This is a genomic window from Bradyrhizobium betae, assembly GCF_008932115.1.
Taxonomy (GTDB): domain Bacteria; phylum Pseudomonadota; class Alphaproteobacteria; order Rhizobiales; family Xanthobacteraceae; genus Bradyrhizobium; species Bradyrhizobium betae.
This window is the reverse complement of the sequence record NZ_CP044543.1, coordinates 749873-774434: the sequence shown is the minus strand read 5'-3', so window position 1 is coordinate 774434 and position 24562 is coordinate 749873. Positions and strand designations below refer to the sequence as shown.

The following is a 24562-nucleotide window of genomic DNA, read 5'->3' as shown; positions in this document are numbered from 1 at the left end:
ATTGGAGACAATCCATGCAAATATGACGTCTATGTCTACGATTTGGAAACAATCGCCGGGGCCGGCCCATGGATAAGGTTGGCAGCCTCCGGGCCTTCGTGAAGGTGGTCGAAAGTGGCAGCTTTGCCGAGGCCGGCCGCCAGCTGCGGCTGTCGCGCTCGGCGATCAGCAAGTACATCGCCGACCTCGAGGGAAGCCTTGGCGTCCAGCTGCTGAACCGGACCACCCGCCACGCCAGCCCGACCGAGATCGGCCAGCGCTATTTCGAGCGCGCCGTCGTGATCCTGTCGGAGATCGAGGCCGCCGACCAGGCGGTGACGCAGGCCCAGTCGGTGCCGCGCGGGCTGCTCCGCGTCAACGCGCCGATGTCGTTCGGCACCATGCGGCTGGGTCCCGTGCTCGCTGATTTCATGGCGAGCCATGGCGAGCTTCAGCTCCAGATCGTGCTGAGCGACGATCTGCTCGATCCCGTGCAGGACGGCTTTGACGTGACGCTGCGGATCGCGGAGCTGGAATCCTCCAGCCTGATCGCGCGAAAAATCATGCCGGTCGCGCGCATGATCTGCGCGTCGCCGGATTATCTCGCAAGACACGGCACGCCAAAGCATCCGCAGGATCTGCGCGAGCATGTGTCGCTAACCTACGGCTTCCTGCTCACCGGCAACCAGTGGAAGCTCACCGGCGGCGATGGCGACCACTGGATCCAGCCGGCCTGGACACTCTGCGTCAACAATGCCGAAGTGCTGCGCGACGTCGCGATCAAGGGCAGGGGGCTCGCGCTGCTGCCGGACTTCATCGCCGCCGACGCGTTGAAGAAGGGCGAGCTGCGTACGGTGCTCGACGATTATTCCGCGCCGCCGCTCGCGCTCTATGCGGTCTATCCGCCGACGCGACATCTGTCGGTGAAGGTGCGGCTGTTCATCGATTTTCTGGTGGAGCGGTTTGGGGGAGTAGCGGCTAGTTGATCGACCGCTGCTCGGCAGGGGCAAGCAGATCATCCAGCGCATTCATCGAAGCATCGCGAAGCGCGGCGAGCTGGCGTGCGGCGCTTTGGCACTCGGGCCGGGACATCGAGTTGGCGGCCTCCTCGACCTCGCGGCAGCGCTCGAACAGGCGGACGAGGCCGAGCGCGCTGGCGGCGCTGCCGAGCTGGTGCGCGGAGCGCGCAAGCTGCTTGTGATCGCCGGTCGCCGCGGCCTTGGCGATGTCCTCGATCAGCTTGTCGCTGGTCTCTTCTAGCAATAGGTGCAGCTTTGCGATTTGCGCCGGACCCAGCAGCTCCTTCTGGTCGTCGAGGAAATGCCGGTCGATCAACGCACCTGCGGCGAGTTGCGCTGCTGCCGGCGCGTCCGGGGTGTCTTCGATCGCCTCGCGCAGCGCATTGATCAGGATCGGCTTGCCGACAATCCTGGTGATGCCGGCGCCCGCGAGCCGCTCGCGGGCGCTGCGCGACACGTCGGCGGTGACGGCGATGATGCGCGGCGTCTTCGGCAGGCCGAGCTTGCCGATCCGTGAGGCCGCCTCGACGCCGTCCATGTCGGGCATGTGCAGATCCATCAGGATGACGTCGAAGGCCTGCTCGCGGGCGAGCGCGATGGCCGAGGCGCCGTTGCGCGCGATGGTGGGGTGATGGCCGAGCCGATTCAGGATCGCTTCGCCGACCTCGCAATTGACGGGATCGTCGTCGACCAGCAGCACGCGGAGCTGCCGCGACGGCGGCGGAAGCGCACCTTGCGCGATGCCGCTCGCGGCATGGCCGAGCGGCACGTTAAGCGTGAAGGTGCTGCCCGCGCCCGGCGTGCTCTCCACGGTCAGTTCGCCGCGCATCAGGCCCGTGAGGCGCCGCGCGATCGCAAGGCCAAGCCCGGTGCCGCCGAACCGCCGCGCGATGCTGTCGTCGGCCTGGACGAAATCGTCGAAGATGCGCTCGTGCATGTCGGGCGCGATGCCGATGCCGGTGTCGCGGACGGTGACGTGCAGCAGCACGTCATCGACGTGCCGCTCGGCCGTCGCCTTCAAGGCAATTCCGCCGCGCGGGGTGAACTTGATCGCGTTGCCGATCAGGTTGAGCAGGATGCGGTTGAGCCTGACAGGATCGCCATGCACCGATGTGTTGATCGTTTCGTCGAAGGCGAGGTCGAATGTCAGGCCCTTGGCGAAGGCCTGCGGCCGCATCAGGTCCACGGCGGTCTCGATCAGCTGGTGGAGGCGGAAGTCGCGCGTTTCCAGCGTCTCCGTGCTGGCCTCCAGGCGGGCATATTCCAGGATGGCGTCGACCAGCGCGATCAGCGTCTCGCCCGACGCCGCCGCGGTCGCCAGATGTCGGCGCTCGGCGTCGCCGAGGCTGCCGTCATCGAGCAGTTGCAGCACCCCCATGACGCCGTTCAGCGGCGTGCGCAGCTCGTGGCTGACGACGGCGAGGAAACGCGACTTGGTCTGGTTGGCGGCAACCGCAACGCCGCGCGCGCGTTCGGCTGAGTCATGTTCGGCGAGGGCGTGGTCGCGGGCCTTCTCGAGCTCGGAGGTCCGCTCGATCACCTTGCGCTCGAGCGTGGCGTAGGAGTCGCGCAGATGCGCGGCCATCCGGTTGAACTGATCGCCGAGCGCCTCCAGCTCGTCGCCGGTCTTGATCGCGAGCCGCAGGCCGAGATCACCGCTGCCGATCCGTTTGGCGCCTTGCGTCAGCATCTGGATCGGCACGGTCATGCGCCGGCTGAGGAAGAGCGACACCAGAACCGCGATCGCGAGCAGGATGACCAGGAGAAACGTCGAGCGTCCGATCGACGCGTAGATCGGTGCATAGGCTTCCGTGAGCGGCAGCTCGACGAACACCACCCAGCCAAGCGAGGGGACCGTCGCATAGGTCGACAGCACGCGCTGGCCCGACAGGTCCTCCTTGACCAGGCCGTTCGAGGACGGCCCCACACCGTCGAGCGCGGCGCGCACGTCGGCGTGGCCGGAGAGATCGGAGCGGCGCAGCGCCGGCCACAGATCGGGATGCGCGATCAGCACGCCCTTGCGGTCGACCACATAGGTCTTGCCGGTGTTACCGACCCTGATCCCGGCGACGAGGTCCCAGATGAAGCGCAGATTGACTTCGGCGACGACCACATTCGGCGCGGGGCCGGTCCCGCGCGTGGCGAGCGTCATGAACGGCTCGGTGTCGCCGAAGAAGTAGACCGGTCCGTAATAGGCCCGGCTTTCGTTGGCGCCGCGGAAGGCCGGCGAGGTGGAGAGGTCGACCTTGCTGCCGACCCTGTCCGCGACGCGACGCGACACGCGCACCTGCTCGCGGCCTTGCGCGTCGAGTTCGGTAATCTCCGCGATCGCGGGTGAGAGGCGCAGCAGGCGGATGGCGTTGAGGCGATCGTCTTCGTTGGTCGACAGCTCCGCGGGCAGGCGCGAGAGCCATCGGATCTGGTTCTCGATCTGGCCGATGAACTGGCCGATCTGGATCGCCGCGGATGCGGCCTGCTCGCGCTGCGTCGCCGCGAGCAGCTGCTTCTGCTCGCGATAGGAGAACCAGACGTCGAAGCCTGTGTTGATGGCGAGGGCGGCAAAGACGAGTGCGACGATCGAGACGAGGTATTTTCGGAACAGCCGGCCCGGAGGCGTCCGCAACTGCTCCTGGTCGACCGCTTCGTTCACTCGCGGATCTCGTCGGCGCGCGCGAGCAATGTGAAGGGGATGGTCAATCCGAGCGTGCGGGCGACCGTGCGGTTGATCAGCAGTTCGTACTTTCGCGGCGATTGCACCGGCAGATCGCCGGCCTTGGTGCCGCGCAGGATCAGGTCGACATAATCGGCCGAGCGCACTTCGAGCGTCGGGCCGTAGCTCATCAGGCCGCCCGCATCCATGAAATAGTGGAACGGATAGATCATGGGAACGCGGTATTTCGCGGCTGTCGCGACGATCGCCTGCCGGTTGATCACCAGGAAGCTGTCGACCAGCGAGATCATCGCGGCCTTCGGCGGCGCGGCAAAGCGGCCGATCGCGGCGTCGATGTCGGCGGGCGCGCTGACGGGGGCGAGGACCACGCCGACGCCGGCTGCCGCGGCCTCCTGCTCGACGGAATCGAGGAAGAAGCGGCCGGCGCGCGGTGTCGTCGCCGGATTGTAGAGGACGCCGACGCGCGCGATATCAGGCACGGCCTCCTTGATGAGCTGAAGCCATTTGCCGCCCATCTCGGCGGTGCTGCTGGTGAAGCCGGTGACGTTGCCGCCGGGACGTGCGAGACTTTCCACAAAGCCGTTGCCGACGGGATCGTTTGCGGTCGCGAAAACGATCGGAATCGTCCTGGTGGCACCCAGCATCGCCGCGGTTTCGATCGTCGAGCCGGTCAGGATGACGTCCGGCTTGAGCCCGATCAGCTCCTGCACCGCGGTCTTCAGCTTGTCCGGTCCGCCGAAGGTCGAACGGATCTCGAAGCGGTAGTTGACCCCTTCGACCCAGCCGCGCTGCTTCAACCCTGCGATGAGGCCGCCGAGGCGAGAGGTCGTGTTGCCGTCGGACATGTTCCTTCTGGTCAGCTCGTCATCGAGCGACAGGCTGGTCAGCGACGCCACGATTCGCATGCGATCCGATGTTGCGCCGAGCGCGAAGAATCCCGCGGCAGTTGTACCTGCAAGGCGGAGGAAATCGCGGCGGGCAGGCGCCGGCACGGTGTGGGCAGGAGCAGGCCGCTTGATCATGAAATGTTTCGCAAAACTTATTTCCAGCCGTGTGCATAACGCGAAAGGCTAACGGCCACAATTGATGAAAATCGACGCGTATGAATGTTCATTCGCAGCATTGGGCAGCCCGATACCGTATTCCTACGCGCCTTGGGAGTCGCTGTTTCGAGCCTTGTCTGCTCCGTGACGTTTTGTAAGGCCTTGTGGCATTGCAACATTCCCGTCTCGGTTTCGACGACGGTTCGGGGAAGCCGATTTCGTGACTGCTGATTTTTGAGCCGTTGTTTCAAGCTTTTTCGAAGGTTTACGATGCGCAGAATCTACCTCATCCCGGCCCTCGTCGGCCTGCTCACCTCTGTTGCAGCCGGACCGCTTGCGGCCCAAGGCGCGGTGCCGAAGCAGAAGGCCGTCCCCAGAGCCGCCGCGGCCGGTGCTGCGCCTGCCGCAGCCGGCGCACCAACCGCTGGCGCGACGTCGACGGCTGCGGCCGAGACCCCCACGGGCGAGGACAAGACGGCCAAGGCGATCGATGGCTTCCGCTCCGCCAAGTTCGGCATGAACGAGGCCGATGTGCGCGCGGCGATGACGAAGGATTTCAACGCCAAGCCCGACGCCATCAAGATCCAGGACAACGCGTCGGAATTGACGCGCAGCCTGCTGCTCGCCGTTCCGGAACTGCTGCCCAACGGCGGCACCGCCGAGCTCTCCTACGTGTTCGGCTACAAGTCCAAGTCGCTGATCCAGGTCGGCGCGGTCTGGTCGAAGGGGACCGACACGGCGATGACGCCGGAGAAGCTGTTTTCCAACGCCAACATCCTGCGCGCTCATTTCATGGGCGAAGGCTTCAAGCCGGACTCCATCGCGGTCAACATGCCGGTTGCTGGCGGCATCGTGATGTTCCGCGGCAGCGACGCCAGGGACCGTTCGGTGATCCTGCTGCTGCAGGGCACGTTCGAGAACAAGGAGAACAACCAGCGTGTGCTGACGCCCACCAGCCTGCTGCTGTTCTACGTGGCCGATGCCAAGAGCCCCGACATCTTCAAGCTGCCGCCCGGCCAGTTCTGATCGGCGCAAATGCCGATGACGAGGATCTGAAATGCGCAGACCGTCTGCGACGCGAGACAATGACGAGCCGACGACGCTGCGGAGGCTTTCGCACTTCCGTTCGATGTCGCTGCTCTGCGCGATGCAGATGGTCTTCCTGCCGGTGTACAGCGTCCGCGTTCAGGCGCAGACGGCGAACGTGATCACGCCGGACGGGCGCACCGGCACAAGCCTGCAGACCTCCGGCAGCGTCACCAACGTCACGACGTCGACGGTCTCGGGCAACAACGCCTTCAACTCGTTCTCGCAGTTCAGCGTCGGGCAGGGCAACACCGTCAACCTGCAACTGCCGACCGGGACGCAAAACCTCGTCAACATCGTTCGCGACGCGCCGGTCTACGTCAACGGTACGCTGAACTCCTACATGAACGGTGCGATCGGCGGTAACGTCTATTTCGCCGATCCCAAGGGGTTCGTGGTCGGCCGTTCCGGCACGGTAAACGTCGGCAGCCTCAATGTCTCGACGCCGACGCGCGAGTTCACCGACAGCCTGATCGGCGCGAACGGTGCGATCAACCAGTCGGCGGTCGGCAATCTGATGGCCGGATCGTTCCCGGTCTCGCCGGACGGCAACATCCGCATCTATGGCCGGATCAACGCCATCGACGGCGTGCGGCTGACCGGGCAGAACGTCTATGTCGGCGGCGCCACCCAACGCGACATCGCCAATCTCGACCATGCCGCCAAGTTCGCGGCCTCGGTCAATTCGAAGGGCCTGCGCAGCGCCAGCGCCATCACCGTCAGCAACGGCTCGATCCATATCGGCGCCGTCAACAACGCACGCGTCAACGGGCGCCTGACCGCGCAGAGCAAGACCTCGACGCCGAGCAACATCACGGTGCAGGCCGGCAACAACATCGATGTCGGCAAGAACGCCAGGCTGAACATCGCGAGCACGACCGGCAATGCCGGCGAAATTCGCCTGAAGGCGGCACAGAACCTGACCGTGGCGGGCGGCGCCAGTTTCGACGCCAGCGCGAAGACCGGCAATGCCGGCCTCGTCGATTTCAGCGCGAACGGGATCATCGACATCGGCCAGGGCATCAAGGTCAACCTCAGCGCGGACGGCGGCAAGGCCGGCACGCTGCTGATCGACCCGACCGACATGGTCGTCGGCGATGCCGCCCAGGGCGACACCGGCGTGACGCTGTCGAACAGCTCCATCGTGAATGCGCTCGCCGGGCTCAGCGCCGGGGCCGACTACCTCCTCCAGGCCGATCATTCCATCACGCTCGCCGCGCACGCGATGATCGATGCCCGCCGTCTCGATGGCTCCGGCCATTCGACTGGAAATGCCAACAACGTCATCATCGACGCGCCGAACATCGCGATCATGAACGGCGCGCAGATCCTGGCCCAGTCGGTCAATTTCGGCGGAACAACCTACGCCGACGGCAATGTGACGCTGCGGGCGACAGCGAGCGACATCAAGCTGGCCGGCCAGGCCACTGCGACCACAGCAATTACGGTCGACGGCCGGATCACCGGCGGCAACATCACGATCGCATCGGTCTCGACGGCGACGTCGAGCTTCACGAGCTCGGTCCCCGGCCTCTTCACGCTGGTGGGCACCACGCTAGCGGCCTCGATGCTCGGCATCAACGGCGGCTACGTGGCCGCGAGCGCCACTGCCTCGGTCAATATCAACGGCCACGCCAACATCAACGGCACCGGCAACGTCGCCATCGCCTCGCACGGCTCGGAGACGGCGCAGGATCCGGCAATTGCGAGCACCTTGCTCGGCGGCTCGCCGATCGGCGCTTCGGCCGTCGTCGGCAAGATCGATGGCAACGTCACCACCAACGTTGCCTCCGGCGCTACGATCAGCGCGGGCGGCAACCTCGGCATCCACGCCATCAACGACGGTACGCTGAGCGTTGCTGCGGTCGCGGCGACCTCCAGCGCGCAGTTCGTCGAGACGGTGGCCTACTCGACCGGCTCGGTCTCGACCACGGCCAATGTCGCGACTGGCGCGAACCTTTCCGTCGGCAATGTGAACGCATCCGGCAATCTGCTGACGGTGCGTGCGATCAACAACAATTCGTTCGCGACCAGTGCGACCTCGGTCGCACTGAGCACGCCGACCGCCAGCGGTGGTGTTGGCGGGGCGCTCGCGATCAGCGACGTCACCACATCCGCAAACGCGAAGCTCGGCTCGTCGCTGGGCACCAGCGCGTCGTCGCGGATGAACGGCTCCGTCCTGGTCGAGGCGACCTCGAACACGACGAGCAACTCGACCATGGCGTCGACCATTGTCGGTACCCCGGCCCTGGTCGGCGCGATCCAGGAGTTCTTGGTCTCCAGCCCAAGCCTGACGGGGATGATGGCTCAGCAGATGGTCTCGCTGATGCCGGTGAACTTCAATTTCAAGGCCGCCGGTGCGCTGTCGCTGGCCAACAGCACTGAAAACGCGACGGCATCGATCGGCCAGAATCCGAGCGGCGGCGCGCCCAGCCTTTATGTCAGCGGCAACGTCGCGGTCGTCAGCACCCTCATCGATCGGGGCGTGCGCAGCAATGCGACGGCTTCCGCGATCACCAAGGACGCCACCAGCGGTGAGGGCGTCGCGATCAGCGCAGCGGTCGCCTGGGGCAATTTCAACCACAATTCGGACGCCTATATCGGTAGCGGCACCACCATCAACGCGGCCAACATCGCCGTGGACGCCAGCACCTGGATGCCAATCACCAACACCTGGTTGAAGTGGGATGGTCTGACCGAGGTCCTCGGCCACCTCAACGGCAATCTCGGCGTCGGCGGCAACATCCTGACGAGCTATGCCAACGCCACGGCGGACGCCGGCGACACGATCGGTCTTGCCGGTTCGCTGAACCATTTCGTCGTGAACAACAACACGACGGCGTGGGTGGCCGGCAGCGCCAGCCTGACCGCCACATGCACGACGGCTTGCGGCAGCGCCGCGACGGTGGACAATGGCGACGTCCACACCTACGACGCCAGCATCCAGATTGCAGCCACCACGACGACGGCGTCGATCGACGCCGCCGGCAATGTCGGCACGCTCGGCTTCCTGCCGGGCAACACCTCGGGCGGCTCGTCGGTGGGCGGTGCGGTCAATCTCGTCCAGTTCAACACCAACACCATCGCCGGCGTTTCGGACCGCGCAACGCTGCGTGCGGCAGACGATATCGCCGTCAACGCGATCACCTCGGACCAGTTCGTCGCCGTCGCGCCATCCTCCGGCAAGGCTGCCGGCGCGCTGGCGCTGAACGGGATCACCTCGCTCGGTTTCCTGAACAATACGACGCACGCGTCGATCTCGAGCCAGGCCACCGTCTATGCCGCGACCGTGAACGTTCTGGCGCAGCAGGATCTGTCGGTCGTGACGCTGTCCGGCGCGATGAACTTCAACAGCAGCGGCGGTTCGGCGGTCGGCCTGGCGGTTGCCTATCTGGGCGCAAATGCCGACACCTCCGCCTATATCGGCGACAACCATTCCGATATCCGCCCCGGCGTGTTCAGTGCGAATGATCCGTTTGCCGGCACCAGCGGCGGAGCCGGGTCTGTCAATGTCGACAATCTGACGATCAGCGCAACGACGTCGGGGCGCATCACGGCCGCGGCCGTCGCGGCAGCGGTCTCAGACCCGGCGGCGTCCAATGTCTCCGACAAGGCGGGCGCCGCGGGCGCGGCCTCGACCGGAGGCACCGCCGCCATAACGACGGCCGCGAGCAAGATTGCTTCGTCCTCGGGATCGAGCACCGACGGCTTCAGCGTCGATCTCGCCGGCAGCTCGTCGGTGACGGACGTCTCGCTCGGCACCAGCGCCTATATCAAGAATACGAGCGTCAACAAGTACACCACGGCCAGCGCCGTCACGACCAATACAATCGTTCAGGCGCTCAACGACACCATTCTCAGCAACGGCTCCGGCTCCGCAGCGTTCAATCTGGCCGGGGCATCCGCACAGGGAGCTGCGATCGGCGGCGCGATCGCGGCCGCGATGTCGAGCAACGCCACGCTCGCCTATATCTACGGCACCACCATGAACAATCAGAGTTCGGTGACGGTGCAGGCGCTCAATGGCGGCTCGGAAACCGTCGTCGCCCTCGGCGTGGCGGGATCGAAATCCAATTCGGCATCGTTGTCGGCCTCCGTCGGCATCATGACGGACAGCGCCAACGCCTATATCGAGAGCTCGACGATCACGGGGCAGGCGAGCGGCGTCAATCGCGCGCTCGAGGTCGATGCCTACCAGACCACGAACATCGCGATCGGTGGCGGTTCTCTCTATATGTCGGGTGGCCAGGTCGGGGTCGGCATCGGGCTGACCTATGCGTCGATCGCCGATCCCACGGGGGGCAATGCCACCGACGCGCACATCCGCACCTCCGCGCTCTCGAACTACGACACCCTGCTGGTGATGGCCGACAGCGCCAGCGTGATTGCGGCCGGTGCGGCCTCGGGCGGGGGAGGGGCCAGCGCCAACGGACTGGCCGGCGCGATCGTCGTCAACGAGATTTCGCCCACCACGACCGCCTACGTCAACAGCGGCGCGACGGTGACCATCAACATCGGACGCGTCACGGTGCTGGCGGACAGCGGCGCGGTGTCGGCGCTGGACACGGCGCTCGGCAACCTCGTCAAGAAGTCGAACAACAACCATCTCGCTTCGGACACCTGCACGGTCGCCGGCGGCACGGGCGGGCAGAATTGCATCGACTTCAGCGCGGCGGCGCTCAACGACGGTGCGGGCAACGGTCCGGGGGCCAGCATCATCTCCGTTGCGGGCACCATCCAGGCCGGCAAGAACAATGTCGGTGCGTCGCTGGTGTACGACACCATCACGACGACGCATTCGGCCTACATCGCCAACGTGCTGCTGACGGCGGGTGTCAACGGCAATGTCAGCGTGAGTGCGGTCGATTCCTCGAAGATCCAGTCGGTCACGATCGGTTTTGGCCTGGCGACCGGACAGTTTGCGGGCGTCGGCGGCACGACGATCAGCAGCATCGCCAATACCGTTTCGGCGGCCATCGGCAACAACCTGTCCAGCGCGTCGCAATCGGCCATCACAGCCAAGAGCATTCTGGTGACCGCGACCGACAATTCGAGCATCACCGGAACCGCCGCCGTCGCGGGTGCCTCGACGCAAGGAAGCGCCGCGGGTCTGGCACTCGTCTACAGCAGCATAGCTAACAATGTCAGCGCCGGCGTCACCGGCTCCAAGCTGACCGCCTCGGGCAACGTCGCCGTCAGCGCGAACTCGAACGCCAATATCTCGACCGTTGCCGTCGGTATCGCGATGTCCTCGCAGGTCGGGCTGGCGGGCTCGGTCGCCACCAATCTGATGGGGACCAACGTCACCGCCAGCATCACCGCTGCCGGCACCAACGGTATCAACGGCGCCGACGTGACCGCCACCAACAACGTCGGCGTGACCGCCGGCAACAACGACAAGGCGGCGGTGTTCGCCGGCGCCGTGTCGATCAGCAAGGGCGCGGGCGGCGGGGCGGGCTCGCTGGTGACCAACAAGATCACCGGGACCACGGCAGCCTATATCAGCGGTGCCAACACCAAGGTCGACGCGCTCGGAACCAGCACCACCGACACGCTCTCGGTCAACAACGGCACGCTCGTCCATGGCTTTGATCTCGGCACCGCCCACGCGCCGAGCGACACCACGCCTGACCTCTCCGAGAACCAGGACGCCGTCCGCGGCCTTGCCGTCGTCGCGAGCTCGCATCAGGCGGTCACGGCCAACGTCGCTTCGCTTGCCGCCAGCAGCGGCATCGCCATCATGATCAACCCGATCACCAACGTGATGAGCGGAGGGACCCGGGCCTATATCGATAGCGCATCTATCGACACGCGCCTGACGTCTTCGACGCTGGCGCCGCAGATCGAGGTTGCGGCGTCGAGCTTCTCCTATTCCGGAACGTTCGGTGCCGGCATCATTCCGCCAACGGGCAATGGCGGCGGCGGCGCCACGATCATCAGCACGACGATGTCGCGCGATACCTTCGCCACCATCACCAATGCCACCATCGGGGGTGTCCAGTCGTCGAGCCCGACGGTCGGCGCCGTCACCGTGAAGGCCAATGCCGAGCAGGATGCGTCCTCGATCGCGATCGGGTTCAACACCGGCTCGGTCGGGCTGAACGTCTTCCAGGCGACGACGGAGGCCTATGTCGACGGCGGCGCGCTGACGGCCGCGTCGCTGACGGTGAACGCCAACAACAACACCGGCATCTTCTCCGCGAATGGCTCGGGCGCCTATGGCAGCCAGGCCGCGATCGGCGCCGCCTTCCTGGTCCAGGTCTCCTCGAACCGCACCGAGGCCCATGTCGGCGACGAGTTCGCCTATCACGGCGGCACGGCGACTCACACGACGGCGATCAATTTGACCGGCGCGCTCGACGTCGAGGCCAAAACCAAGAACCGCTTCGAGGCCTATTCGGTGGGCGGCGCGCTCGCGACGGGATCGGCCGCGATCGCGGGCATGGCGAACATCGAGATCGCCAGCAACACCACGATCGCGGGCGTCTACGACGTCACGCTGCAGTCGCCGACGGGCGGCACGGCCGGCGCGGTCACCATCAACGCGACCGAGGACGTCGCGATCAAGGAAATCGCCGGCGCGCTCGCGGTTGGCGCCAGCGGGGGAGGCGTCGGTATCGGCGCCGCCGCCAACGTCCTCGTCTTCAAGAGCCAGACCACGGCCGAGAGCATCAACAGCAACCTGAATTCGTCCGGCGCGATCAACGTCAACGCACTCAGCACCAAGGAGGTGCTGTCCTACGCGGTGACCGCCGGGATCGGCGGCAGTGTCGGCATCGGTGCGACCGTGGGGGTCATCATCATCGGGGCCAATCTCGGCGACACGCACGAGCAATCGCAGCTCGACGGCACCATCGGCGCCGCGAACTCCGGAACCAATACTTCGCACGGTAGCGATGCGGTCGCGAGCGGCACCGCCGGCAACCCGAACGGCGCCAGCGTAACGTCGACCTACAATGTCAGCGGTGTGCTGACCGACGCCGGCCGGGACGGCGTCACGGCGCAGGTCCTTGGCGGCAATGTCACGGCCACGCAGGTCAATGTCGCCGCCACCAGCGCCAACGCGGCCAAGATGTACCTGCTCGGCGCCGGCTTCGCCAAGAATGTCGGCATCGGGGCCGGCATCGGCTACACCAGCGTCAAGAGCTACGTGCTTGCGGATCTGACCGCGAACGTGACGGCGCCCTCCGTAACGGTCGCCGCGGTGGTCAAGGACGCCAGCACCGGACCCTACGCCGGCAAGACCATCGACACCGAGGCGATCGCCGGCGGCGCGGCGCTCTACTTCGGCGCGGATGCGGCCGTGGCGATCGGCAACGTGGCCAACGACGTGACGGCCCGGCTCGGCGGCCATGTCACCGGCACGGGCGGCACCGGCGCCGCCGTGATGGCGCAGGATTCCACGACACAGGTCGTCTTCACCGGCGGCGTTACCGCCGGCGCCGCGGCGGTTGGCGCTTCCGTCGCCACGGCGGGACGATCGAGCACGGTCGCGGCGCAGGTTCTGGACAACGCCGTCGTCGATATGTTGACCCTGGCGGTCGGTGCATCCGGCGCCGGCAGGCTGACCACGACGGCGACCGCGCTCGGCGGCGGGATCGTTGCCGGCGTTGGTGCGGATGCGGAAGCCCACGAGAACTCGAGCGTGACCGCCGAGATCGGCAGCGGCGCCTCGATCACCACGTCCGCGACCGGTGTCGGAACGCTGGTGACGGCGTCGATCATGCCTAATCTTTCCAGCAGCGCGATCGGCGTCTCCGTCGGCGGCGGCGCCGTCGGCATCGCCATCGCCAAGTCCACAGTCGGAGCCACTGTTACGGCCGATGTCGGCGACAACGTCGTCTTCGCGGGTGGAGCGCTCGCCGTGACCGCGATGGCGCTGGTTCCCACCAGCGGCACGACGACCTACGCCTGGGCGCTCGCCGGCGGCGGCGGCTCGCTGATCGGCGCGCAGGGCAGCCTGGCCCAGGCGTCCGAGAACGCGACGGTCAGCGCCTATGGCGGGACGGGGATCGCGCTGCCCAATGCCGACGTGGTGATCGCAGCCCAGAACGACAGCGCCCAATACGCCGAGGCGACCGGCCTTTCGACGGGCTTCCTCGCGCTCGGCGCGACAGTGGCGCAGACATCGTCGAGCGCGCACACATACGCCTATCTGGGCGCGCCCGCCGATATGGACGCCACCCATCTCAATCATACCGACTACACCGGCATCCTCCAGATCTCGGCGACCGGCACGGATGCCAACGTCTCCAACGCGACGGTCGGCGCGGGCGGTACCTATGCCGGCGCCGCAGCGGTCGCCACGACCAGTTCGACCGCCGTCACCAATGCGCGGTTCGACGGCGGCACGACGGACGACACGCTCTATTTCGGCGGCCTCAGCGTCAAGGCCAAGCACACCACGAACTACGCGGCCAGCGGCGACGCCTACCAGGCGTCCACGGCCGGCGTGTCCGGCGGCGCGGCGCAGAACGACGTCAACACCACCACCACCGCCGAGATCGGAACGCATCTGATCATCAACTCGGACGGCGGCAACATCGCCGTCATCTCGAACGACATCGTCAATCAGGCCGGCGGCGGTGCGCGTTCGGGCTCCGGCGGCATGTTCGCCGGTGCTGCGGCGCTGAGCAACTCCACTGTCACCCAGACCGTCACCACCAATATCGGTGCCGGCACCGTTCTGAGCCTCAACGGCGATCCGCGGACCGCGACGGGGGTGATCGACATCGAGGCCTACAACACGCTGAACACCGTCGATACGGCAAGTCTCGCCACGGCGGCTCTCTTCGCCGGCGGCGGCGCTGAATCCAACATGACGGCGAACGCCACGCTAGCGGTCAACATCAATGCCCGCGAGCTGTTCAGCGTCGGCAAGATCTATGTCGGCTCGGCCGCGAAGATGGCGGCGGCCAACAATGCCAATGCCAGCCTCTACGGCGCGATCGCCGGCGTCGGCGCCAGCACCAACACCTGGGTGCACGCCAACCAGGCCGTCACCGTCAGCGGCAGCACGACAATCGAAGCCTGGCGCGACATCAACATCCTTGCCGGCATATCCGGCGATACCATCACCTTCAGCAGCGTGCAGGCGACCGCGACAACCGTCGTCTACAACAACACCGCCGTTCCGATCTCCACGCTGTACCGCGGCACGGCCAATGCCGGCAACGACTCCAGCCTGACGCTTGCCGACAGCTCGAAGGTGCTCGGTGTACGGGATATCTATCTTGGCGCAACGCAAGGGCAGGTCACCGCGTCCGGCAACGGCAGCAACTACAATCCGTATCTGGACATCTTCAGCGCGAAGAACAGCGACAACCACAGCCACACCAGCGGGACCGGCGATGTCGCGCTCAATGGCATCGTGGTCGCGGGCATCAACAACGACGTGACGATCACGATCGATCTTGGTGCAAGCGCGCCGACGCTGAGCACCTCAAGTCCCTATTCGCCGCTCAAGCCCAACCTGTCGTCGCCGCCCACGCTCGAATACGTCGACGACGTCGATCATTTCAGCCCGGTGAAGAGCTGGGACCACCAGACGATCCAGTACACCATCGTCGGCGGCTTCAATCCCTATGACAACATCGTCAACCAGCTGGCCACGCTGACCGGCCTGACCGCGACGCAGATCCGGACCCAGCTCTCGACCTCGACGTCCGCACATCCCGCCACGATGGCGCCGTCCGGCGCCGATCCGACCGGCGACGCCCAGCGCCAGATCAACGCACTTATCCAGCAGGCGCCGTATACCTCCGACGCCGCCGGCAACGCTTTCGCGTTCGGCGACATCCTGGTGTCCGCCGGCAATGTCTCGATCCTCGCGCAGAAGCTGACCGGAAACAGCCTGTCCGGTCACACGGCGCCATCGGTCACCGCGCAGAGTTCGCCGAAGATCAAGGTCGAGAATCGCGGCCTCGACTTCATGGATTTCGCGAATCTCACAGTCACCAATGTGACCGGCGGAAACATCAGCTATCGTCAGATCGACCATGTCGACGCCGACTCGCATTCCAACGTGACCTTCACCGCCACGCCGAGCGCGACGCCGATCATCGACATCTCGGCCACTTACAACCGCGTCGATCCCAGCACCGGGCTCGGCGTCGACGGCAACGGCAACCAGCTGACGCGCAAGCCCGACATTTACTTCGACGGCATCGTCACCAACGAGAACGGCTTGCTCAAGATCACCAGCCAGCTCGGCAGCGTCGTCGCGTCGCAGTCGCTCAATGCCGCGACCATCCAGATGGTGGCGCCCAACGGCTCGTTCATCTTCCTCGGCGGCGTCGGCAGCTTCTACAACTCCAACCACGATGTCACCTCGCAATGGGCCGGGGTCGAGTACAAGCCGGCCGACAACGACACGCTAACGGCGGTGATGGCGGCGGCGACCTATCTCGGCGCCTATGGCGATTACGCGACCAGCCCGCATATCGGCGACGGCGGCCAGCACCCGTATTTCTATTATTGCTGCGTCGACGGCCATGGCGGCGTCCAGCAGACCGCCGCCAACAGCACCGTCTTCACCGCGCGCATGCTGATGACGTATTATGACGGTCTGTCGCTCTATTCGGCGATCTTCCTGCCGATGGGCAACGGCTCGCCCAACGGAGGCGGCGGCAGCGTGGGCAGCACCTCCACGCTTGCGGCGATGGAAGGCCCGACGGTCCAGACCATCTCGACCGCGCCGTGGGAGCGGAATACCTATACCGGCCAAGGCGTCTACAGCAACACGACCTACGACTATACGACGACCTCGACAGACGCCCAGGGGCACACCACCACCACCAACCACACGTCCACGTTCTACTCGCCGTTCAATTGCTCGGGATGTTCGGCCTATTTCCAGGTCGTCAATATCCAGAACGACGTGATCACGCCGAGGACCGCGAGCTCGAACGCGCCTTCGAACTGGAGTTCGACCACGCCGTCGGGGTACCAGAACCCCGCCAACGCGCCCTTCATCCTCGGCCAGGCGATCATCATCTCGGCGGGGGTCATCAACGTCAACGGACTCATCCAGAGCGGCACCAGCAGCAACTACTCGGTCGATATCGGCAGCGGCGTGCTGTCCGCCATCAACGGCCTCAAGACCAGCAACAATGGCGCGGACTTCGCCCAGGCCCAGGCTAATGCGCGCAACGGCAGCTATTACGACATCACGGCGGCTGCGACGACGCAGTTCTCGAGCGATATCAAGATCGGGGTGAAGTACAACGCGCTCACCGACCAGATCATGGTGAACGGCGTGGTGCAGGGCTCGGGCGGCTACGTCTACCTGAACGGCAAGATCATCTCGACCTCGACCGACGGCACCGCCCAGGGAACGATCGCGGTCAAGGGTGGTGCCGGCACGATCACGGTCAACAACTCGACCGGACTCCAGCTCGTCACCAACACGATCAATACGGGCGTCAGCGCGCCCAGCGTGATCCAGATCGTCGATCAGCTCCAGCAGCAGACGACGTGGTACGTCTACAATCCATCCGCGTCGGGCGGCCAGCAGGTGTCGACGTATCGGACCAACAGCGTCAATGCGAGCGCGTACAACCCTGCGATGCTGACCAGCCTCAGCGGCACGGCAGGCATCCAGTACGCCGTGAAGCCAAACATGTACTACCAATGGGTCGACACGGCGACGCTGGATCGTCCGACGACCAGCACGCAGTTCGACTATGGCTGGCACTACACGCCGAACGCGTCCGGAGACAACTGGACCCGCACCGTCAGCCTGGTCGAGAACGTGATGCAGGCCACGGGCGGAGGCGGCAATACCGGCCAATTGCAAACCGCCAACTTCCAGGAAGTCGTCACGGCGACCGGCAACTATCATGGGGGTGGCTACAACACGTCGGCTGGCCTGTGCTGCGGTGCGGATGGTCATTACGATTGGTTCCAGCAGATTTACGATCACCTGACCCTGACGCTCACCAACACGGTGAAGGCGTCGAACCCGATCAACATCCAGTTCAGCGGCGGCGGCGTGAGCACGGTCAATGTCAGCTCGAACTCCGGCATCGTCATCAACGGCCCGATCAACAACCTCTCGGGTGATACGACGGTCATCGCCACCGGTGCCAATTCGGCCATTACGTCGGGCGCGAGTGCCAACAATCCGATGATCTCGGGCAAGAACGTGACGCTGTCGGCGGATGGTGGCATCGGGACGCGCGGCACGAACGGTGTTCCCGTCCAGGTGCAGGTCTATGGCGGCAGCCTGAAGGCCGATACGATCGACCGCGACATCGCGATCGCGGCCACCGGCTCCTTGTCGATCGACCATGTCAAGGCGAATGCGTTGGGCGCCACACCGCAGGGCAGCGTCTTCCTCTCCGCGACCGGCGACATCAACTCGGTGGCCGCTTACGACGTCACGAACCCGGTCGTGGTCGGCAAGAACATCGAGATCAATTCCTCCGGCGGCGCGATCGGCGCGACGAGCAGCGTCGTCAATGGCGCGACCACCCTGACCAACATCAATCCGCTGGTGATCCAGGCGACGGGCACGGTCCAGGCCAGCGGCGCCGTCGATGGCGGCGTTCTCGACAGCGCCTCGGCCACCGGCACTTACATCGTCCAGTCCAAGGGCGATTTGCGCCTCGGCACGATCCAGTCGAGCGGCGGCCCGGTCTTCCTCGAGGCGGCCGGCTCCGACAACAACCCGGCCAGCATCCTGAACGGCCGCCCGGCTGCCGGTATCAGCGCGGCGGAAAGCGCGCATCTCCAGGCGGTGTGGGACAATCTCGGCCTGCTCAACGGCAATCCCGCCACCGCTGCCGTCAACAGCTACCAGTCGATGGTCACGGCGGCCTACAACGACTACTTCCAGCTCAAGAACATCGCCTTCGCGAACGGCACCTACAATCCGACCTCGGTGGGCCTGACGGTGCTGCGTGCGCAGGTGGCCGCCAAGCTCGGCATCGATCCCGCCAACGTCTCGACCACGGATATGAAGGTCGAGGCGACGACGCGGTTCCTGAGGGACCAGTTCCTGCTCGGCAAGATCTCCACCGCCGAGCTCAACAGCTCGCTGACGACGCTGCTCGGAAGCGCGCCCACCGACGCGCTGGCGACCGTGTTCGGCACCACGCTCTCGTCGGGCCTGTTCACGAGCCTGTTCCAGGGCGTCGCCGCCGCCGATCAACGCCTGCCCACCAACACCGCGCTGCAGACTGCGCTGACCACCTACAACGCGAATTACAACTACACGCTGGCGTCGACCGAGCGGGTCTACGGCATCATCACTTCGGGTTCGCAGTGGACGCATGACCAGCTCGCCTACACGGTCTCGTCATCGGCCGTCGGCGCGGCGCCGCCACCGATCGATCCGGACGTCGCGGCCAATGTCAGCGCGAGCCAGATCATGCTCTACGCGCCGAAAGGATCGGTCGGAAATTCGGCCGCGCCCCAGACGTTCACCTTCACCAGCGTCGATTCCTCGGCGCTCTCGACGGAGCAGAAGGCATTGCTCTCGTCGGCCGGTCCCGGCCAGCTCACGGTCGGCGCGACCACGGACCCAACCACCCATGTCACGACCTATACGGTCAGCCTTTCGCAGCAGAACCTCGTCATCGTCGACAACCCGATCGCGATCTCGGCCAAGGCGCTGTCGAACATCTATCTCGGCAGCAAGAACAGCCTCACGCTCGGCGGCATCACCGCGAATTACGGTCCGATCGCGGCGGCGCAGGCCAACGGCATCCAGGTAATGGGCCGCGGCGACGTCAAGCTCGACGCCGTGACCGGCATCACCGCGGCCGCCGGCGTGACCGGGGTGCCCGTGATCACAGGCGATATCGCCAGCCTGACCCTGATCGCCGAACACGGCAATATCGGTGCCCCCTCGGGAACCGCCGGAAGCAATCCCGCGAGCAACGCGAACGCGATCCAGATCGCTTTTTCGGACCCCGCCAACGACCAGCTCGACCAGGCCTCGTCCGGGCAGGGCATCTATGTGAAGCAGACCACCGGCGATCTCATTCTCGGCAACATCTCGGCCGGCAACGAGATCCAGATCGCCGCGGCCGGCAGCATCTACGCCGAAGCCGGCTTCACGGACCGTACGGCGATCCACATTCTGGGTGCCGACCTCGACCTGCGCGCCGGCGGCAGCATCGGCTTCAACGGCGCGTCCTTCCAGCCGCTGCAGGTAAATATCTCGGGCACGGTGACCGGCTCGGCGGTCGGCGATCTCAGCATCCTCGCGGTGACCGGCGATCTCGCGGTCGGTGCGAGCGGCGCCTATGGGACGCTGAGCGCCGGTGGCGCGCTGACGCTGAACGCGGCGCGCGGCGCGCTCACCATCAACACCAGCCTCACCAGCAACGGGCTGATGCAGCTGCTCGCCAACCGCGCCGTCACCATTGCGGGCGGCACCAGCGCGGCGCCTGTGCTCGTGACCAGCAGCGCGGAGGGCGTGACGCTGGCCGCCGCAACGCTGTCGATGGGCGCCTATTCCGCGATCGATGCGGCCAAGGTCATCACGATTGCCACGACCGGCGACGCGATCCTCGGCCAGCTCAACACGCCGCTGTCCTATGCCGCGGCCGGCGGTGCACCGTCGATCGTTGTCAGTGCCGGCGGCGTGGCGTCGCTTGGTGCGATCCTCGGCAATGGCGACGGCCAGACCACCTTCATGGGCTCAGGAGCCGGCGCCAGCCTCGACCTCACGGCGTCGAACGGCATCGGCAGCACGACGCGGCGGCTCGGCTTCAATGCGTCGCTGCTCTCGGCAAGCACGACCGATGGCAGTATCTATCTCCAGGCCCTGACCGGCACGGAAGCGACGCTGCTGTCGGCGCTGAAGGGTAACGTCGATATCATCGGCACCCAGGCGCTCACGATCGACCGGGTGGTGGCGGGCACCGCGACCGGCGCCAGCGGCAAATTCAGCGCCGTCATCGACAATGGCAGCATCATCGTCGGCACCGTCGACAGCAGCGGCTCGCAGACGGTTCACGCCAGCCAGAATGTGACGTTCAAATCGCTCACGGCCACCGGCTCCTCCAGTGACGCCGGCAACATCGACGTCACCGCCGACAACGGCTTCATCCTGGCGCAGACGGTGATGTCCGGTGGCGTGACCACGCTCGGCTCGGTCTCGGCTCATGGCTCGGCCCGGCTGATCGCGGCGGGCACCAACACCGGTCATAGCCTCACGGCGGCGACCGGCAACGCGGTCTTGAGCGGCACGGTCGTTCGTTGGGATAATCTCAACGTGGGCGGCACGCTCGACGTCACCGCGACGGCCGGAGGGATCACCGTCGGCACTGCCATCAGCGGCGGCACGCAGACCCTGCATGCCCTTGGCGACATCGTCTTCAGCCAGCTCACCACGACGGGCATCCCGGGCGATGCGGGCGACCTCAACGTCAAGTCCGACACGGGCTCGCTCCATGGCGGATCGATCACCGCCAACGGCCAGACGCGCTTCGATGTTGCCGGATCGGCCTCGTTCGACCGGATCAGCGGCGACACCGTCAAGATGACGTCGTCGGGTGACCTGACGATCAACTGGGTCAGCGTCGTGAGGGAGCTCGATCTTGCGGCCGACACGATCAACGTCAAGGGCGAGCAGATCCGCTCGAACCCGGCGATCCCGCTGATCCTGAACATCACCGGCTACAACGGCGGCGTCGCGAAGTCCGCCAACGTCTCGATCGACCCTGACAGCATCATCATCAACCAGCTCAGGGTGGTGGACGCCAACGTCTTCACCGACGCGCACGCGGTCACGATCCTGAACGGCTATGTCCCGGGCCAGCTGATGCTGACCACGGCCACCCAGCAGGTGCTGCTCGACAACCGCACGCCGGCGCCGTCCAGCTGGCCGACGCTGCAGCTCTATCAGCCGGGCGGCGTGTTCACGATGACCCAGATCGGCAACGCCAATGTCACCAATGCCTATGTGGTGTTCTACAGCGGCGACGTCTCGGCGACCGTGATCAATTACGGGCCGGGCCACACCTGCTGCGAGGGTTTCACCGGTGCCAGCATGGTGCGCAACATCCCGGTCGACGGCGAGGGCAAGGAGAGCATCGAGACCTGGATCGCCAGGAAGGACGGGGCAGGGTCGTTCTATCTGCTCGGCCTCTCCGGCAAGGCGCGGCTCGATGCGCTGATGACGCCGCGGCCGGTCGAGACGATCGGCTCCGGTCCCGCCGTCAACATCGAGGGACTGAGCGACCTGCGCAAGCTGCGCCGTCAGGGACAGCGCGTCGGTCGCCCCGGCTGGAAGGACGCTTCTGTCGAAACGACGCGGCCGGCCGTCGGCCGCCTCGCACAGGCCTGGTAGCGGGATTCGGGATGCGGATTTGGAGGGCAGCGTTGGGAGTCGGGATTGCAGCTTGCTGCATCGCATCGGCGCGCGCCCAGTCGATCAATCCCGGCGTGATCCAGAACGACGTCGACCGGCAGCGCCGCCAGCTCGAACAGCAGAGCGCGCCTCCCAAGCTCACCGGTCCCGCGGTGATCGGCGGCGAGCGCGAGAAATCCCAGTTGCTGAAGCCGGGAGGGCCGAAATTTCGCCTGCGCAGAGTCGAATTCGATGCGTCGAAGTTCATCACGCCGGCGGAGCTGGACGAGATCGCCAGAAAGTATGTCGGCAAGAACGTCGACATCGCCTCGCTGCTGCAGCTCGTCGCCGACATCAACGCCATCTACACCGAGCGCGGCATCGTCACGGGCATCGCGACGCTGCCAGATCAAGATGCCAAGGGCGGCGTCGTCCGCATCAAGCTGACCGAGGGCCGGCTTCAGAAGACGTCCATTGAAGGCAACAAGCAGACCCGCACCGACTACATCCTGCAGCGCGTGAAGGAGCCCGAAGGCGAGGTCCTCGACGTTCCCAAACTCAACCGCGACGTGACCTGGTTCAACCGCACCAACGACGTGCAGATCAAGGCGCTGCTCCAGCCCGGCACGAGCTTCGGCCTCACCGACCTCCAGTTCGCGGTGATCGAGCCGCCGGTCGACACCTTGCAGCTCTTCACCGACAACCAGGGCCCTGAGAACACCGGGCGCTGGGAGGGCGGGGCCTTCTACAAGCGCCACGGCCTGTTCGGCGTCGACGATCGCCTGACGTTCTACGGCGTCCGCTCCGACGGCAATCTCAACGGCAACGTCGCCTACAGCGTTCCAGTCAATCCGTGGGGCGGCCGCGTCGGCGTCAGCTACACCGAAGGCAAGATCAAGATCCTCAACGGACCGTTCGTCGCGCTCGACGTCACAGGACGCTCGAGCCAGGCCGCGATCAACTTCAGCCAGCCGGTCTGGGTGTCGCAGAACTGGCTGGTGCTGCTCAATGCCGCCGAGACCGAGGGCAAGACGGTCAGCCGCTTCGCCACGGTCGACGTCACCAACGACCACTACGACAAGGCCACGGCCGGCGTCTCGGTGACGAATTCCGGCAACACCTATTCGATCACGGTCTCGCCGGCGGTGAACTACATCGAGTGGCAGGACCACGTGCTCGGCAACAACCGCACGTTCAACACCTATACCGGCTCGTTGATCGCGACCAGCGCCGCAGGGCCGGCGAACTTCAGCGCCAACGTGCTGGCGAGCTGGCAGTACACGCAGGAAAAGCTGCTGCCGGGCGACCAGATCTTCTCGATCGGCGGCCCCACCACCGTGCGCGGCTATCCCTCCAACGCGGCGTCCGGCGACAGCGGCTATTATTTCAACGCCGAGCTGCACTACAACTGGTCGCAATGGCTCAGGGGATTCGACACCTACATCTTCACCGACTGGGGTGCGGTGTATTCGACATTCCCTGGCGTGACGGAAATGGGCTCGGTCGGCGTCGGCTTCTCCTGGACCTACGCGTCGTTCATGACGTTCGAGGCGAACTACGCGACGCCGCTGAAGATGGCGGTGTCGACCCAGAACCACTACGAGGCCTATGGTCGCGTCATCTTCCGGCCGCTGCTGATGTTCCAGAAGCAGGAAAGCCCGGCACCGGTGGCGGCAGTCGCGGGCAAGAGCAGGTCGTAGCTGCAGGTCGCCGCTCTCTCCATCGTCATTGCGAGCGCAGCGAAGCAATCCAGAATTTCTCCGCGGAGACAGCCTGGATTGCTTCGCTGCGCTCGCAATGACGGAGGATGGATGCGTGGGCGCGGCGCTCAGCGCCGCAGCGTGAACTCCTCCGCGCCGCGCCGATGCTCCCACTTCGCCTGCTCCAACTCGGGCTGGTCGCATTCGGCCTCGGGATAGCCGATGCAGAGATAGGCGATGAATTTCCAGGTATCAGGCACGTCGAGAACGGTGTGAATGCGCGCCGGGTTCAGGATCGAGACCCAGCCAAGCCCGATACCCTCGGCGCGGGCGGCGAGCCACATCGCGATGATGGCGGCGACCACGGAATATTCCGTCGTCTCCGGCATGGTAGCGCGGCCGAGACCGTGGCCGATGTCGCTGGCCTTGTCGGCGAACACGGCAAGGTGGGCGGGCGCCTGTTCCAGGCCCGACAGCTTCAGCGCGGCATAGCGCGCGGCGCGTTCGCCGGAATAGCAATTCAGCGCGTCGGCGTTGCACGCCTTGAAGTCGTCGATGACGGCGCGGCGGCGCGCGGGATCATCGACGATGACGAAGCGCCATGGCTGGCTGAGTCCGACCGAGGGCGAAAGGCAGGCGGTCTCGATCAGACGATCCATTGCGCCGTCCGGCAACGGATCGCTGCGAAAGCGGCGCACGTCGCGGCGCCACACGAACAGCTCGCGCAAGTGTTGGCGGAAGGTGTCGTCGAACTCGACCAT

General features: G+C 65.7%; 7 protein-coding genes. 4 read left to right on the top strand and 3 right to left on the bottom strand.

Going from position 1 to position 24562, the window contains the following annotated elements; translation table 11 throughout:
• Window positions 1–68 precede the first annotated feature (68 nt).
• Window positions 69–965: a LysR family transcriptional regulator gene (locus F8237_RS03910; protein WP_162005862.1), complete on the top strand. Its 897-nt coding sequence runs from the start codon at window positions 69–71 to the stop codon at window positions 963–965.
• Here the strand turns inward: F8237_RS03910 and F8237_RS03905 are convergent.
• Together F8237_RS03905 and F8237_RS03900 are read right to left on the bottom strand one after the other, a co-directional pair.
• Window positions 958–3648 (bottom strand): hybrid sensor histidine kinase/response regulator, encoded by a 2691-nt coding sequence (locus F8237_RS03905; protein WP_151642485.1) that lies wholly within the window; start codon window positions 3646–3648, stop codon window positions 958–960. The genes F8237_RS03910 and F8237_RS03905 overlap by 8 nt on opposite strands.
• Window positions 3645–4691 carry an ABC transporter substrate-binding protein gene (locus F8237_RS03900; protein ID WP_151642484.1) on the bottom strand — a complete coding sequence of 349 codons (1047 nt, stop codon included), beginning with the start codon at window positions 4689–4691 and terminating at the stop codon, window positions 3645–3647. Before F8237_RS03900 ends, F8237_RS03905 begins: the two co-directional genes overlap by 4 nt.
• A 291-nt stretch (window positions 4692–4982) precedes the next feature.
• On the opposite strand from F8237_RS03900, the gene F8237_RS03895 reads away from it, so the two are divergent.
• From F8237_RS03895 to F8237_RS03885, 3 genes are read left to right on the top strand one after another with little or no spacing between them, the layout of a single operon-like run.
• Window positions 4983–5738, top strand: a complete 756-nt coding sequence (locus F8237_RS03895) for a hypothetical protein (RefSeq protein WP_151642483.1) — start codon at window positions 4983–4985, stop codon at window positions 5736–5738.
• Between the two features lie 31 nt (window positions 5739–5769).
• A complete protein-coding gene (locus F8237_RS03890) occupies window positions 5770–22101 on the top strand; it encodes a leukotoxin LktA family filamentous adhesin (protein WP_151642482.1) in 16332 nt (5443 codons plus the stop codon).
• Between the two features lie 11 nt (window positions 22102–22112).
• Window positions 22113–23801 carry a ShlB/FhaC/HecB family hemolysin secretion/activation protein gene (locus F8237_RS03885; protein WP_151642481.1) on the top strand — a complete coding sequence of 563 codons (1689 nt, stop codon included), beginning with the start codon at window positions 22113–22115 and terminating at the stop codon, window positions 23799–23801.
• A gap of 128 nt (window positions 23802–23929) precedes the next feature.
• Here F8237_RS03885 and bluB read toward each other — a convergent pair whose 3' ends face one another.
• Window positions 23930–24562 carry a 5,6-dimethylbenzimidazole synthase gene (gene bluB, locus F8237_RS03880; protein WP_151642480.1) on the bottom strand — a complete coding sequence of 211 codons (633 nt, stop codon included), beginning with the start codon at window positions 24560–24562 and terminating at the stop codon, window positions 23930–23932.